Source organism: Hafnia psychrotolerans (genome assembly GCF_014639435.1).
Lineage (GTDB): Bacteria > Pseudomonadota > Gammaproteobacteria > Enterobacterales > Enterobacteriaceae > Ewingella > Ewingella psychrotolerans.
In genome coordinates this window covers 479,063-493,864 of record NZ_BMFZ01000002.1, presented here as the reverse complement: position 1 = coordinate 493,864, position 14,802 = coordinate 479,063, and the positions used below count along the sequence as shown (strand labels likewise).

At 52.8% G+C, this 14,802-nt stretch carries 12 protein-coding genes; 3 read left to right on the top strand and 9 right to left on the bottom strand.

Annotated features, from left to right (window positions below; genetic code table 11):
• Positions 1-52 precede the first annotated feature (52 nt).
• The gene (locus tag IEV89_RS05405) at positions 53-856 is read left to right on the top strand and encodes an N-acetylmuramoyl-L-alanine amidase (protein WP_229746389.1); all 804 of its coding nucleotides are present in this window, start codon (positions 53-55) and stop codon (positions 854-856) included.
• 9 nt (positions 857-865) lie between these two features.
• Here IEV89_RS05405 and IEV89_RS05400 read toward each other — a convergent pair whose 3' ends face one another.
• The 7 genes from IEV89_RS05400 to IEV89_RS05370 form a co-directional block, all read right to left on the bottom strand.
• Entirely contained in the window at positions 866-1,900 is a 1,035-nt protein-coding gene (locus IEV89_RS05400; protein WP_188471159.1) for an NAD-dependent epimerase/dehydratase family protein, read from the bottom strand.
• 276 nt (positions 1,901-2,176) lie between these two features.
• Positions 2,177-3,634, bottom strand: a complete 1,458-nt coding sequence (locus IEV89_RS05395; protein ID WP_373283356.1) for a DUF2867 domain-containing protein — start codon at positions 3,632-3,634, stop codon at positions 2,177-2,179.
• An 89-nt stretch (positions 3,635-3,723) separates the two neighbouring features.
• The gene (ltaE, locus tag IEV89_RS05390; protein WP_188471157.1) at positions 3,724-4,737 is read right to left on the bottom strand and encodes a low-specificity L-threonine aldolase; all 1,014 of its coding nucleotides are present in this window, start codon (positions 4,735-4,737) and stop codon (positions 3,724-3,726) included.
• Positions 4,738-4,897: 160 nt separating this feature from the next.
• Entirely contained in the window at positions 4,898-6,619 is a 1,722-nt protein-coding gene (gene poxB / locus IEV89_RS05385; RefSeq protein WP_188471155.1) for a ubiquinone-dependent pyruvate dehydrogenase, read from the bottom strand.
• 181 nt (positions 6,620-6,800) lie between these two features.
• Positions 6,801-7,817: an NADH oxidoreductase gene (gene hcr / locus IEV89_RS05380; RefSeq protein WP_188471153.1), complete on the bottom strand. Its 1,017-nt coding sequence runs from the start codon at positions 7,815-7,817 to the stop codon at positions 6,801-6,803.
• Between the two features lie 6 nt (positions 7,818-7,823).
• On the bottom strand, positions 7,824-9,476 hold the full coding sequence (hcp, locus tag IEV89_RS05375; protein WP_188471385.1) for a hydroxylamine reductase: 1,653 nt from the start codon (positions 9,474-9,476) through the stop codon (positions 7,824-7,826).
• A gap of 163 nt (positions 9,477-9,639) precedes the next feature.
• Positions 9,640-10,539: a LysO family transporter gene (locus IEV89_RS05370; RefSeq protein ID WP_188471151.1), complete on the bottom strand. Its 900-nt coding sequence runs from the start codon at positions 10,537-10,539 to the stop codon at positions 9,640-9,642.
• A 291-nt stretch (positions 10,540-10,830) separates the two neighbouring features.
• On the opposite strand from IEV89_RS05370, the gene IEV89_RS05365 reads away from it, so the two are divergent.
• Positions 10,831-12,564 carry an ATP-dependent nuclease gene (locus IEV89_RS05365; protein WP_188471149.1) on the top strand — a complete coding sequence of 578 codons (1,734 nt, stop codon included), beginning with the start codon at positions 10,831-10,833 and terminating at the stop codon, positions 12,562-12,564.
• On the opposite strand, the gene IEV89_RS05360 is transcribed toward IEV89_RS05365, so the two are convergent.
• Together IEV89_RS05360 and cspD are read right to left on the bottom strand one after the other, a co-directional pair.
• On the bottom strand, positions 12,561-13,538 hold the full coding sequence (locus IEV89_RS05360; RefSeq protein WP_188471147.1) for a VirK/YbjX family protein: 978 nt from the start codon (positions 13,536-13,538) through the stop codon (positions 12,561-12,563). The genes IEV89_RS05365 and IEV89_RS05360 overlap by 4 nt on opposite strands.
• Before the next feature lie 320 nt (positions 13,539-13,858).
• Positions 13,859-14,092, bottom strand: a complete 234-nt coding sequence (gene cspD / locus IEV89_RS05355) for a cold shock-like protein CspD (protein WP_188471145.1) — start codon at positions 14,090-14,092, stop codon at positions 13,859-13,861.
• Between the two features lie 385 nt (positions 14,093-14,477).
• Here cspD and clpS point away from each other — a divergent pair, with 385 nt between their 5' ends.
• Entirely contained in the window at positions 14,478-14,798 is a 321-nt protein-coding gene (gene clpS / locus IEV89_RS05350) for an ATP-dependent Clp protease adapter ClpS (protein ID WP_188471143.1), read from the top strand.
• Positions 14,799-14,802: the final 4 nt, after the last annotated feature.

Genomic DNA, 14,802 nt, shown 5'->3' with positions numbered 1-14,802 from the left:
TCGGTTCCTCATGAAACGATTCCTGCAGCCTGTGTGGGCAATATTAACCGGAATGCTAATGATGGGATGTCAGTCGTCACCGCCTAAGACTGATCATAATCTGCCCTACCGGCTGGAAACCCAGCGCCAGGCGCAAGGCGCGGATCAACGTATCCGCTTTCTGGTGATCCATTACACTGCCGAAGATTTCCACAACGCATTAAATACGCTTACTGATGAGCACGTGAGTGCGCATTATCTCATTCCGGCACGCCCGCAGATAGAAGATGGCAAGCCAGTGGCCTGGCAGCTGGTGCCCGAGTCTTTGCGTGCTTGGCATGCCGGGGTCAGCGGCTGGCGGGGGCGCAACAATCTTAATGACACGTCGATTGGGATTGAGCTGGAAAACAAGGGCTATAGCAAGTACCTGCTTGGCAAGCATTTTTATCCCTTCCCGCCCGCGCAAATTGACCTGCTGGCGTCGCTGAGCCAACAGATAATCTCGCGCTATCATATTGAACCGCGCAATGTGGTCGGGCATAGCGATATTGCACCACAGCGCAAAGACGATCCGGGACCGCTTTTTCCATGGCAACAACTGGCAAAACGAGGAATTGGTGTCTGGCCTGATCCGCAGCGAGTAGATTCCAATCTGGCCGGACGTGATCCGCATCAGCCGGTGTCTGCGCAGGCCTTACTGGAGAAACTCGGGAAGTATGGTTATCCGCTGACTGATAACATGACCGACCATCAGCAACGCCGCGTGATCTCGGCCTTCCAGATGCATTTTAGGCCGCAGGATTATCGCGGTGAAGCGGATGCTGAAACTGATGCCATCGTCAGCGCACTCTTACAGCAGTACCCTGATGTGAATTGATCGGTGGGATCAGTCGCGCTGTGGAGCAACACTTTGCAAGCCCCGCAGGCGTCCGTGGTCACGCAACCAGTTGGCGGTGCGGATAATGCCCTGATCCAATGACACCGATGGGCGGTAGCCAAGCTCATCCTGCGCGCGCTGAGTATCGAGGGTTAAATCGAAGTTAAGTTTGGCTACGCTATAGTGGGTCAGCACCGGTTCTTTGTGCGAGCTTTTACTGATCTTCTCCATGCCGCGCGCCATCATGTCCAGTAGCGGGTAGGGCACCGAGCGGATACGGTACTTCATTTCCAATGCGTCCATCAGTTGCTGCACCAGCGTGCGTAGTGGGCGCGGTTGCTGGTTGGTGATGTTGAAGGCGCGGCCAGATTCGGTCTTTTCCGTTTGCGAAGCCAACCACATGGCGTGCACCACATTCTCCACGTAAGTCATATCGACCAACGCCTCACCACCGCGTGGTAGCATGAGCGTCCCGCTATATTTCAGCATCTGGAGCAGACGCGGCAGCAGCACGTTATCGTGCGGGCCGAACACGCCCTGAGGGCGAAGAATGGTGAAGTGAGTCTGCGGGTTTGACAGCGCCAGTGTGCTGATCACCTGTTCAGCCGCGGCTTTGCTGCGGGCAAACGAATTGGCATAGCGGTTCGGACGGAAATCTTCTTTGATATTACGATGATGGTGAAAATCGAAATAAACCACCGGCGAGGACATGTGAACGAAGCTACCGACGCCATAGGCGGTGGCCCATTCACCGAGACGGCGGGTAGCACGCACGTTGGCCAGTTCGAACTCTTGTTCGCTGCCCCACGGAGAGATCATGCCAGAGCAGTGCCACAGCGTATCGACATCAGCCAGCAGCGCTTTCGCTTGGCCGGAAACCAGCGTGGTAAGGTCGGCATGAATAAATTCAGCGCCCATTTTCTGCAACAGCGGTCCCATAGCCGCATTACGGCCTGTCGCCCTGACTTTGATGCCTTTGTTGAGCAGAAACTCCACCGCGTTGCGGCCTAAACCGCTGCTTGCGCCAGTAACAAGTACCTTCATATTACTCTTCATCCTTCACGCTGCAGCGGTGTTAGCTGCACTCACTTACCCGAATCACTGATATCAGTCAGCTTATCGGATTCACTCGTTTGCTGCCTTGCCGCAGTTCGAATGATTTTGAGTAAAGTTTTCATTAGAAAAAACAATAGCTGATAAGGCAATCGAGCCCTTAACAGCAAGAAGGATGCCATTCTTTCTTGAAATTGTGTGGGTTGCAATGGGTAAGGTATGTCTGCTTGTCTGAAACTGTGCGATTGCGCGCTAAATGAGCCAACATCAGCGACCGCAGCGATCTTTTTGCCGTGCCAGGCTGGCGATGCGTTTCGACATGCCGCGAAAAATAAACTGATGCGCAGGCATCATGCTGAACCAGTACAGTAAACCGCTGAACCCGGCCGGATGCCACCAAGCGCGGACATCGATACTGCGGCTTTCACCGTGGTCGGTAATGGTGAACGTCAGACGCCCTAATCCCGGTGCTTTCATGCCGAAAAGCAGCGACAGTTCCTGCTGCGGTTTCAGACCAATAACTTTCCAGCCATCAATTTTATCACCTATTTTTAACGGGTCGTGCAGCGGGCGGCCATAGATAACTCGCCCACCGATCAGATCATCAATCCGTGCGCGCAAGCGCCAGAGTGCGTTGGCGTAAAAATAGCCCTCTTTACCGCCCAGTTGCTGAACAACTTGCCACAACGCGTTTTTTGACGCTGAGGTTTCAAGAGTAAAACCGGCTTGTTTCGGGTAGTAACCATAGCCTGGCCGCCAGCGAGCGCGGGCATCGGGGTCGTAATGCCAGTCGGAAGAGTCGAGAATCTGCTGTTCTTCCTGCGCGAGAGTGCGTCGGATAGCTTCCTCTACCGGGATAAGATCTTGCGGGATCAATGCTTGCAGGGCTGCGCTGTTGGCCGGTAAATCATGGTTCAGCCCTTGAATTAGCGCTTTGGCGAGCACCGTCGGAACCGACGTAATAAGACTGAGGAAATAGACGGAAATCATCGCCGTTGGCAGCGGAATGGGGATTAGCCAGCGGCGTTTACCGCTGATGGCAATAAAGCGTTCGAACAGAGTCTGATAACTGATGTATTCAGGCCCAGCGGCGTCAAACTGACGGTGAGATTCGGCAGGTATGGCAATCAGGCCAGAGAGATACGTCAGCAGGTTTTCCAGTGCCAACGGGGACGATTTGGAGCGCACCCAGCGAGGTGGCGTGAGGATGGCGAGATTGTAGACCATGTCACGCATCACTTCGAAAGCGGCTGAACCTGCACCAATCACAATACCGGCGCGCAGTTCGGTGACAGGTATATTGCCCATCCGCAGTAAGTCGCCAGTCAGTTTACGTGCTTGTAGGTGTGCCGAATGGCTATCTTCAGGCTGCATAGAACCGAGATAAATAATGTGCTTGATGGTGGAGCTCTTCAGCGCCAGCAGCGTATTTTGCGCCGCCTGTCGCTCTTTCTCCAGCAGGTCATCCTCTTCTGCCATCGCGTGGACCAGATAGACCAGTACCTCAGCACCGTCGAACGCCTCCTTCAGGCTTTTAGTCTGATAAACATCGGCGAAGCAACAGCGCACATTACTGGGCCACTTTTGCTGTTGTAACCACTCGAGACGGCGTGCGGCAGCGGTGACCTGAAAGCCCTGTTGGCTTAGATGTGACGTTAGGTGTTGGCCAATATAACCACTGGCACCAAGCACCACAACCCGTCCGTTACGTATTGAAGCAGGCATCATCCATTTTGCTCATTGAGGGGAAAGAAGTGAAAGCCAGCGGCACAATGGGGTGTTTGTCGCCCCAAAACGTGTCGCCGGAACGCTTGTCAGCTGTGATGTTGCAGGAAGTCCTGCCACAACGACACCACTTTCTGCAGGTCAGCGCGACTGATGTCGATATGTGTAATAACGCGGGTCAGCGGACCGGCGCTGATAAGTACGCCTCGCTCACGCATCCAGGGACCCATTTTAACCGCCAAATCAGCCTTTTGTTTAATGTACAAAATGTTGGTCTGTGCGCCAGGTTCTGCGATTTCTACGCCAATATCGCGTAGCTGCTGTTCCAACCAGCGGGCATTGTCGTGATCTTCCTGCAGGCGTGCGACGTTATTTTCCAGCGCATAGAGACCTGCCGCCGCGAGAATACCTGCCTGACGCATACCGCCTCCAGTCATTTTCCGCCAACGGTTCGCGCGATGAATATACTCTTTACTGCCGCACAGCAGAGAACCGACCGGCGCACCCAGCCCTTTCGACAGGCAGATTGTCAGCGTGTCACAATATTGGGTTATCTCGTTCAGCGGCACATTCAGCGCAACGGCAGCGTTCATAATCCGTGCCCCATCAATGTGCAGTGCCAGCCCTTTTTCGCGGGTGAACGCGAAGGCTTTTTGCAGATAATCCAATGGCAGAACTTTGCCGCTGTGGGTATTTTCCAGACTTAACAGTCGGGTGCGTGCGAAGTGAATGTCGTCAGGCTTGATGGCGGCGGCGATGTTATCCAGAGAAATTGAGCCATCAGCATCCATATCCAGCGGCTGAGGCTGAATACTGCCGAGGACGGCCGCACCGCCGGCCTCATACATATAGTTGTGCGCTTTCTGGCCGACAATATATTCTTCGCCGCGCTGGCAGTGAGTCAGCAAGGCCACCAAATTGGCCTGAGTGCCGGTGGGTAAAAACAGCGCCGCTTCCTTACCGGTCAGCGTGGCGGCCATATCTTGTAAAGCATTGACCGTCGGGTCATCACCGTAAACATCATCGCCGACTTCAGCGCAGGCCATCGCCTGACGCATCGCCTCACTCGGGCGGGTTACGGTATCACTGCGTAAATCGATCAACGTCGGTTTCCTTCTGCAAAATAGAAGACAAAGGTGAAAGGCTGGGCGGTTGGCACCCAGCTTTCATCACTATACCCTTCATCCCTGAAGTTGCATCTTTGGTGTTCGCTAGCGGCCTTGATGCAATTTCAATTATTTTGGGTATATAGCACCAGCGGGCTTACCGCAGCCAGTTGGTCTTCGCCAGTTCCACCACTTCGTCACCCCGGCCATTAATCACCGCACGCAGCATATAGAGACTAAAGCCTTTGGCTTGCTCGAATTTAATCTGCGGTGGCATGGCGAGTTCGTCGGTAGCGGTCACGACATCCACCAGTACCGGCCCCTGATAGGCAAAAGCATCCTGCAATGCGGCATCGACATCTGAGGCTTTTTCAACGCGGATCCCTTTGATTCCCGCCGCTTCTGCCATGGCGGCAAAGTTCGGGTTTTTCAGTTCAGTGCCGTCAGTCAGATAACCTCCTGCTTTCATTTCCATTGCCACAAAGCCCAGAACGCTGTTGTTGAAGATGATGATTTTCACTGGCAGTTTTTGCTGCGCCAGCGTCAGGAAATCCCCCATCAACATGGTGAAACCGCCGTCTCCGCACATCGCGACCACCTGACGGTTGCGGTCGATGGCCTGTGCGCCCAGCGCTTGCGGCATGGCATTGGCCATCGAACCGTGATTGAACGAGCCAATCAGGCGGCGTTTGCCATTCATTTGCAGATAGCGGCAGGCCCAGACGGTCGGTGTGCCGACGTCGCAGGTAAACACCGCGTCAGCATCGGCAAAGCGACTGATTTGCTGCGCCAGATACTGCGGGTGGATCGCCTGTTTGTCGTTGAGCGTCGCCAGACCGTCCAGATCTTTGCGTGTTTCGGCGTAATGCTTCAGCGCTTTGTCGAGGAATTTACGGTCACTTTTCTCCTGCAAATTTGGCAACAGGGCGGTCAGCGTCGACTTGATGTCACCGACCAGCGCCATATCGACCTGACAATGCGCGCCGATGCTGCCCGGATTGATATCAATCTGGATAATATTGGCGTCGGTGGGATAGAAGGCACGATAGGGGAATTGGGTACCGAGCAGAACCAGTGTGTCAGCATTCATCATGGCGTGGAAGCCGGAGGAGAAGCCAATCAGACCGGTCATCCCCACGCTATAAGGGTTGTCCCACTCGATATGTTCTTTTCCGCGCAGCGCATGAACGACCGGTGCTTTGAGCATCTCGGCCAGTTTCACCACTTCGTCATGTGCTCCGGCGCAGCCGCTGCCACACATCAGAGTGATATTTTTTGCACCATTGAGCGTGGCGGCCAGTTTTTCCATTTCAGCGGGATTGGGATGCACGACCGGCAACTGCGGCGCATACCATTTGGAGGTAGCCCCTTCCGGTGCAGGACTTAGCGCCACGTCGCCTGGTAATACAATCACCGAGACACCACGGTTAAGAATGGCTTTACGCATGGCGATGCCCAGAACTTGAGGTAGCTGCTCTGGGTTGGTCACCATTTCACAGTAATGACTGCACTCACGGAACAGTTCGGTCGGATGTGTTTCCTGGAAATAGCCGCTGCCGATTTCGCTGGAAGGAATATGTGCGGCAATCGCCAGCACAGGGACATGGTTACGGTGACAGTCAAATAAGCCATTGATCAGATGCAGGTTGCCCGGCCCGCAGGAGCCGGCACATACTGCCAATTCGCCAGTCAGTTGGGCTTCTGCTCCTGCCGCAAACGCCGCCACTTCTTCGTGGCGTGTCCCCATCCATTCGATAGTGCCCATTTTATTCAGGCTATCGCTTAGCCCGTTGAGGGAGTCGCCAGTGACACCCCAAATCAGTTTGACGCCTGCCTGCTCAAGAGTTTTTGCCAGTAATGACGCTACGCTGTGTTTCATAATCAGATCCCTTCATCCGTACGCACAATGAAATAACTGCGTTAATCATAGTCCAATGATTGCGGCATTGAATGTTCGTGCGTAAACCATACCTAAGTCGCGGTGCGAGGAATTTGAAGATGTGTAAAGCTGCCCACTTTGACTGTAAAAAGTCATGAAGGGGCAGCGGAGTGGGGCGGGGTTAAGCCAGAGTAATATCACCGTTCAACTGGCAGCTACATGCCAGAACATATCCCTCGGCAATGTCTGCATCGGTCAGCGTCATCCGGCTGGTCGTCTCATAATCACCAGAAATAATGCGGGTCTTGCAACTGCCGCACACGCCCGCGCGGCAGGCCGCCGCCACAGGTAAACCATGTTGTTCCATGGCGGCGAGTAGGGTTGAGCCAACCGGAACGCGATAGTTTTGCAGCGGCGTCAGGCGGGTCAGTGTGAGCTGATCACCCTCAGAAACCGTCGCTGCTGCCACTGCGTGAAATTGCTCTTTGACAATATTCTCCGCCGCAACGCCCAGTGAGATCGCCCATCTCTCGGCTAATTGCATGTAGGGCGCTGGCCCGCAAATCATCAACTGACGCGAACGGATGTCGGGCACCTGTGTTTGCAGAATATCCTGGCTCAGCCGTCCGGCGATCTGGCCGGGTTGGGCATTATGCTCGGCCAGAATTGTCAGGTGTAATTGCGGATATTGCGTTTTCATCTGTTGCCATTCGGCCGCAAAAATCACTTCCTGCGGACTGCGTACACTGTAAAACACCGCCACCGATTGCGCCGGTGTCCGTTTTAGTACGTCGCGGCAAATTGAGATCACTGGCGTAACGCCACAACCGGCTGCCAGCAGCAACAGCGGCTGCGGGCGGTCATTGACAAATTTACCTTGTGCATCGGATAGCCATAAATAATCCCCCGGGCGCACCTCGCCTGTCAGCCAGTCGGAACCCGCGCCGTTATGAATGCGGCGTACTGTCAGGGTAATAAAACGGCTGACGCCCGGCGTCGAAGAGAGTGTATAGGCACGCTGGATCTTGCCGCTGTGGCCGATATTAACCAGTGCAAACTGACCAGGCTGATAGGGGTAATGTACATGACTGAACAATGAGAGCGTCCAGACGTCAGGCGTTTCCTGATGAATGTCATGGACCTGCATCCTGTTCTGGCAGAGTGCAGTAGGCTGGTCGCTAAATATTGGAAAGTTCATCGTCGATTACTCCGCCAGCATGGTACGCAGATCTTGCTCAACCGAGGATATGGCGCGCAGGCCAAATTTTTCATTCAGTACGGCCAGCAGGTTGTCCGTCAGGAAAGCTGGAGCGGTAGGGCCGGTAGTGATATTGCGCACACCCAGAGACAATAGCGTCAGCAGGATCACGATGGCTTTCTGCTCAAACCATGACAACACGAGGCTCAGCGGCAGGTCATTCACGCCGCAGCCGAGTTTCTCGGCTAAATTGACCGCCAGCATAATGGCGGAATAGGCATCGTTACACTGACCGACATCAAGCAGACGAGGCAAGGGACCGAGGGTGCCGAAGTCGAGTTTATTGAAGCGATATTTGCCGCAGGCCAGCGTCATAATCAGACAGTCTTCAGGCACTGCACGGGCGAGATCGGTGAAGTAACTGCGCTCACCGCGGCTGCCATCACAACCGCCAATCAGGAAGATGTGACGCAGCTGTTTAGTGGCCACCAGATCAATCACTGTATCGGCGGCCCCCAGTAGGGTTTCACGGCCAAAGCCAACGGTAATTTCTTGCTCGATTTCGTTATACGGAAAGCCTGGCTGCTCCAGTGCCTGATCGATCACCTGCGCGAAGTCATCTCCTTCGAGATGTTTTACGTCCGGCCAGCCGACGATGCTGCGGGTCCAGATGCGGTCACTATAATTACCCACATTAGGGTCAATGATGCAATTGGACGTCATAATTACCGGACCGGGAAATTTGGCAAATTCAATCTGCTGGTTTTGCCAACCGCTGCCGTAATTCCCCACCAGGTGCGGGTATTTCTTCAACTCAGGGTAGCCGTGGGCTGGCAGCATTTCACCGTGGGTATAAATGTTAATGTCGCGGCCTGCGGTCTGCTCAAGCAGCATTTGCAGATCTTTTAGGTCATGACCGGAGATCAGAATGGCTTTGCCGGCTCGTGGACGAACGTTGACCACGGTCGGTATCGGGTGCCCATAAGCATCCGTTTCGCCTTTATCCAGGATCGCCATCACGTGGAAATTCATTTTGCCGATACCCATGGCATTTTCCAGTAAGGTATTCATGTCAGCAGGTTGGGTGCCGAGCCATGCCATCAGACGATGATAATCAGCATAGAGAGTCGAATCAGACTGACCGAGAACATGAGCGTGTTCCATATAGGCCGCCGCCCCTTTGAGCCCGTAGAGACACAGTAGACGCAGACCGTGGATGTCGTCGCCGACTTCCGCTTTGTCATTATTCAGTGCAAATTGCTGTGCCTGTTGTTGTAATTCATTCAGCGTTTCGCCCACTAGCGCCAGATGCGCCATCGGGTGATCGACGGTGATTGTCGGGTCCATCAGGCGGCAGCGCGTTATCAGCGATTCGCGGTACCCAATGGCCTCGCGGGCATATTCGACGATGCGATACGAGTCGAAATTCACATTCGTCAGGGTTGAAAAAAAGGCGCGTGGTGCAAAAGCATCAATTTCATCATCGATAATGTCATATCCGCGTGCTACCAGTGCCCAGGCTGACAAGCCTTGCAACACCGCCACCAGCAGGTCTTGCAGGTCTGAGGTTTCTGCCGTTTTGCCACACATCCCCTGCGTATAAGCACAACCGTTTGCTGCCGGGGTACGGATTGTTTGTTCACATTGCACACAAAACATCATCAGTTCCTTTTATAAGTTGCATTTTAAATGCGTGTTTTAAAATAAGCCTAGAACCGACGTGCTAATAATTGAAGCGTTTTTTGTTTTATATGCGGGAGAGTTGATTTGGCGCAAGTTTTGGCCGGCAATCGCCGGTCCATGGACCGGCAGGATGAAGAAATCAGGCGGAGAAGAAGGCCATCAAAATCGGGGCTAATAGACTCAACAGGAAGCCGTGCACCACCGCAGGTGGGACCATATCCAGACCGCCGCTGCGTTGAAGTACCGGCAGCGTGAAGTCCATGGAGGTCGCGCCACACAGGCCGAGTGCGGAAGAACGGCTGGTGCGCACCAATGTCGGGATTAGCATGATGGCGACCAGTTCGCGTGCCAGGTCATTAAAGAAGGCGGCGCTGCCTATCACCGGGCCGAATGAGTCAGTCAGGACGATACCGGAAAGTGAGTACCAACCGTAACCGGAGGCTATTGCCAGGCCAGTATTAAGCGGTAAACCAAGCATGATTGCCGCCAGTGCGCCGCCGACTAATGAACTCACGGCCACGACCATGGCCACCAGCATTCCACGGCGGTTGAGGATGATCTGACGCAGGGTCATGCTGCTGTTGCGCAACTGCATACCGACCAGCGCCAGCAGGAAAATCAACGCGGCTTCGCTGGCCTGTGAAGCGAACGTCAGCCAGTGCCACTGGGTCAGACCGAGCATGAAACCGGCGACAACCACGCCGCACAGCTTCAGCGAGTCCAGCGCCATGCTCAGGCGTGACGGCAGGGACTCCTGCTTATGCGTGGTTTTCCAGGGTTTGCGACGTTCCAGCAGCCATAACGCCGCAAAGTTGATGATGAAAATGCACAGAAAAAACACGGCGGTGTATTTAAATATCAGCACTAAATTGGTGCTGAGGTTGTCGAGAAACGCCAGACTGGTACCCATAATGAACAGGATAACGTAAACCATCCCGCTCAATGATTTATTGATAATATGAAGAAGTGTGCGTTTTTTTACCGGGATGAGATAACCGATGATCAAGGGTAAAAGGATGATCAATAAACCTGAGTACATTAGAAGAGTCCGTGTGTGATATGAATCCTGAATAGGCGCCCAACACGCTAACCAAAAGTTATCGAACTGTAAAGCCGCTTAAACACGCAGGCTATGGGCAGAGTGCTTGACCCACAACTGTTTTTAACGCCATGCTCATATACCCTTCATCATTGAACTCGCATCTGTGTTGGCGGTACTCACCCGAATCACTTAATTGACTAAGTTCATCGGAACGGGTCGTCATTTGTTGCCTTGATGTAACATCAATGAGTTAGGGTATGACAGGTGGAGGCATACGGGAGCATTTTGATGTATTTGGAACATATCGACATTGCAGGATTTCGCGGTCTTAACCGGCTTTCATTGACCCTGACGCAACCGACTCGGCGTGGAGCGTCGATCACCGGGCCTATCAACGATGAGAGTGTGTCGTCGGTAACCACCAATACTGTGCTGATTGGCGAAAATGCCTGGGGTAAGTCCAGTCTCTTGGACGCACTGACGTTGCTACTCTCGCCGCAGCCAGCACTTTACTGCTTTAAAGAAGAAGACTTTTATTTCCCCGCCGGTGAGCGAGAGGAGAAAACGAAATACCTGCATGTCGTCTTTACCTTCTGTGAAAATCAGGTGGGGCACCACACTTCGCCCCGATTTAATCCACTCTCTCCTTTATGGGTGAAGTGCCCTGATAAACTGACGCGGATCTATTACCAGCTTGAGGGCGAGTTGGATGACGACGGTAGCGTGTTGACGTTGCGCAGCTTTCTGTCCGCCAACGGGCAGGCGCTTAATCTGCAAACGATCGATCCACTGGCCCAGGCATTGATCACGCTTAATCCCGTATTGCGCCTGCGCGATGCGCGCTTCATTCGTCGTTTACGTAGCGAAACGCTGGCGCCACGTCTGGCAAAAAACAATGAGCAGATGGCTCGCGAACTGGATGAGCTTACGCGTAGCCTGATCCATAATCCGCAGAATCTGACCAACAGTGAACTGCGCAGTGGGCTGGCGGCGATGCAGCAATTGCTCGAGCACTACTTCGCGGAGCAGGGCGCGACGAATAGTGTGTCGTGGCAGCAAAAACGTCATGGCAGGGAGGAAAGCCGTCGGGCGTGGCGCTCACTGGGTAATATCAACCGCATGATTGCCGAACCCAATAGCCGCAGCATGCGCGTTATGCTACTGGGGATGTTCTCGACATTGTTACAGGCAAAAGGCTCAGTGCTGCTGCATCCCGACGCACGTCCGCTGCTATTGATAGAAGACCCCGAAACCCGCCTTCATCCGATTATGCTGTCGGTGGCCTGGGAGCTACTCGATCAACTGCCTTTGCAACGTATCACGACCACCAATTCCGGCGAGCTGTTGTCGCTGGTTCCGGTTGAGCAAATTTGTCGACTCGTGCGCGAGTCTGGCCGGGTAGCGGCGTACAGCATCGGGCCGCAAGGGCTAAGCGCTGAAGACAGCCGCCGCATTGCTTTTCACATTCGTTTTAACCGGCCTTCATCGCTTTTCGCCCGCTGCTGGCTGCTGGTGGAAGGGGAAACCGAGGTGTGGCTACTAAACCAACTGGCGCGGCTATGTCGTTATCATTTTGAGTCAGAAGGGATCAAGGTCATTGAATTCGCCCAGTCCGGGCTTAAGCCGCTCTTGCGCTTTGCCAGACAGATGGGGATTGAATGGCATGTGCTGGTAGACGGTGACGAGGCAGGAAAGAAATATGCGGCGACCGTCATAAGCAATGTCGAAAGCCATAACGATACGCTGCGCTATCGTCTGACGGCGTTGCCGTCACAGGATATCGAACACTTTCTTTATCGTAGCGGTTTTGAGGATGTGTATCGCCGCCATGCTGCGTTGGCGGAAAACGTACCCATGTCGCCGCGCAGGATCATCGACAAAGCGATTCACCGTACCTCAAAACCTGATTTGGCCATTGATGTGGCTCTGGCAGCGTCGCAGCGGGGTGTCAGTTCTGTGCCGCCTCTGCTCCGGAAAATGTTTTCCCGCGTGGCATGGTTGGCACGCGGGCGAGCTGACTAGATGGTCCTTGATAGACGTTGGCGCGAGGCTCCCGGTGAAAAAGCCTGCCGGATCTGCGCTTGCATATCATCAAGCAACAGGTAGCGACGGCGATACTCTGAACGGCGCTTGCTGGCGATCTCGTCCAGTGGGCGATGATGGATCTGAAGTGGCAGATGAAAATAGCCATCTTCACCTAACTTACCGCACAGGGTTTCCCAAAAACTGTCGTAATCAGCAAATACCATCCCTTTACGCTTTTTATAGCGTGGGTGTTCATAAATATGTGTGCGGTTACTGACTGCCACAATGTGCGTCATTTGGGTCAGTTCGGCTACTTGCATCACGGCTTCCATCACCAGTCTTTTCGGCAATAAACCGTGGCAGGCCTTGGTAGCTATCTGGATTTCTGCGTGTTCAACATGTGCTTTCGGCCCCTGTATCGCACCAATGAACAGCGTCGGTTGTTGTTGATAGTCGATCAGTGAGAAGGTCACTGTGGCCAGAGATTCACCGGTTTCATTGGTGAACATTAAAGAGGTTTCTCCTTCTTTGTCAAAATGGGAAACAGCGTTGAGTCGAAGGGTAAAGCGTTGACCCTCTTTCCCTTCGAGTTCGGCGATGTTAAGCGGTTTGGCGTCCAGCAGCGCATCACTGATAGCCGGTGGAACGTGGGAGGTGAGATGATCGTAATGGGCAATGATATTGTTTAATGCCGTCTTACGGCTAATGTTCACCGACTGATATACGCGGTGCAGTTTGCAGGGCAGTGAAGGCATGGCCTTAAGAATGGCATCGCGCTGCGGATGCTGGGCCAGATAGTCCAGCAGATTTAACGTCACACGCGGTGACCACAGCGTACGCAGCAAAAACTTCAGACGGTAACTCGCGTGGTTCCATGCCTTACCCGGTACCCGTTGATGTGAAACCAATGCCGACAGCAATTGTAAGCCAGAAAGCGCTTTGTGGTTTTCGAGAGGGTAAATGAGTGTCATTGCGTTACGCCTGTTCGTCACGGGCCTACTGGCCCGAAAATAGGACTATTTGAACAGGTGTTGCATAAACCAAATTACAATGGCGGTTTGGCCGCGGTGACAGACTTACAATTGTTTTAATTCTGTTTATATGATGTTACTAAGTGTAACTTTTGGCGGAATTATGCGCTATTTCATCGTAGGAAAATCTGACAAATAAATGCCTTTTTCTGCATCAGGACTTGAAGCCAGAACTATTCTCCCCCATAAATAAAATACCCGTCGAGCTAAAGACTGGCATTGGGAAAATAATCTGTAGCAAGAGAGTTTGATAACAAGCGTTATGCAGACGGTTCGGTAATCGTTTCACTTTCCACCGGAATGATGAGACTGGCATGATTTCCTTTTGGCCCTTCATGAACATCGAAGCTCACTTGTTGTCCGGCTTTGAGAGTACGATAACCCTCCATTTGGATCGTGGAGTGATGTGCAAAGATGTCTTCACCGCCATTTAAAGGGCAAATGAAGCCAAAGCCCTTAGCGTTATTGAACCATTTAACAGTACCCGTCTCCATGCTTCTACTTCCCTCTCATGACAGTTTGGTGAGTTGAAAAGATTAAGCCAGTCGTGAGCGAAAATGCCCGCGTGTCGCTGAATAGAGGTCTTCAAATGGGTATTCAGCATACGAAATTACACTCTAGTGGAATTGATCCTGACGTCAAGGGAACGGCATTTGTCGGCTCCAGGCAGATAGCCAAACTTTGAAGCAGGTAACGCTATTGAAATAATTTGTTCATTATTTCAACGTTAGTGCCGATAGCAAAGACAGGGTTATGTGCTGCGGCATGATGGCGTAAGAGATGGTAAAATGAATGTTAAACGTCATGACTTAAGACAAGCACTGAGGTATCCGTGTCCTTTTAAGTCAGTATCGATCTTCGAAGGGTGATGGGTAGGCAATGGGTAAGAATCAAGACTGGCTGAATTTCGAACATTTAGCGGCGGACAAGCTAAAGGATGAGCTAAAACCGCCATCTATGTATAAAGTGATATTAAACAACGACGATTACACTCCAATGGAATTTGTGATTGACGTTCTGCAAAAGTTCTTTTCTTATGATATTGAACGTGCAACGCAACTGATGCTCCAGGTGCACTATAAAGGCAAAGCCATCTGCGGTGTGTACACTGCCGAAGTTGCTGAAACCAAAGTCGCACATGTGAATGATTATGCCAAAGCGAATGAACATCCTTTGCTGTGTACGCTGGAAAAAGCCTGATTAA

What these genes read in the sequence shown, in the direction of transcription:
- IEV89_RS05405 (WP_229746389.1), top strand. Translation starts at nt 53, where the DNA reads ATGCTAATGATGGGATGTCAGTCGTCACCGCCTAAGACTGATCATAAT.
- IEV89_RS05400 (WP_188471159.1), bottom strand. Translation starts at nt 1,900, where the DNA reads ATGAAGGTACTTGTTACTGGCGCAAGCAGCGGTTTAGGCCGCAACGCG.
- IEV89_RS05395 (WP_373283356.1), bottom strand. Translation starts at nt 3,634, where the DNA reads ATGCCTGCTTCAATACGTAACGGACGGGTTGTGGTGCTTGGTGCCAGT.
- poxB (WP_188471155.1), bottom strand. Translation starts at nt 6,619, where the DNA reads ATGAAACACAGCGTAGCGTCATTACTGGCAAAAACTCTTGAGCAGGCA.
- hcr (WP_188471153.1), bottom strand. Translation starts at nt 7,817, where the DNA reads ATGAACTTTCCAATATTTAGCGACCAGCCTACTGCACTCTGCCAGAAC.
- hcp (WP_188471385.1), bottom strand. Translation starts at nt 9,476, where the DNA reads ATGTTTTGTGTGCAATGTGAACAAACAATCCGTACCCCGGCAGCAAAC.
- IEV89_RS05370 (WP_188471151.1), bottom strand. Translation starts at nt 10,539, where the DNA reads ATGTACTCAGGTTTATTGATCATCCTTTTACCCTTGATCATCGGTTAT.
- IEV89_RS05365 (WP_188471149.1), top strand. Translation starts at nt 10,831, where the DNA reads ATGTATTTGGAACATATCGACATTGCAGGATTTCGCGGTCTTAACCGG.
- IEV89_RS05360 (WP_188471147.1), bottom strand. Translation starts at nt 13,538, where the DNA reads ATGACACTCATTTACCCTCTCGAAAACCACAAAGCGCTTTCTGGCTTA.
- cspD (WP_188471145.1), bottom strand. Translation starts at nt 14,092, where the DNA reads ATGGAGACGGGTACTGTTAAATGGTTCAATAACGCTAAGGGCTTTGGC.
- clpS (WP_188471143.1), top strand. Translation starts at nt 14,478, where the DNA reads ATGGGTAAGAATCAAGACTGGCTGAATTTCGAACATTTAGCGGCGGAC.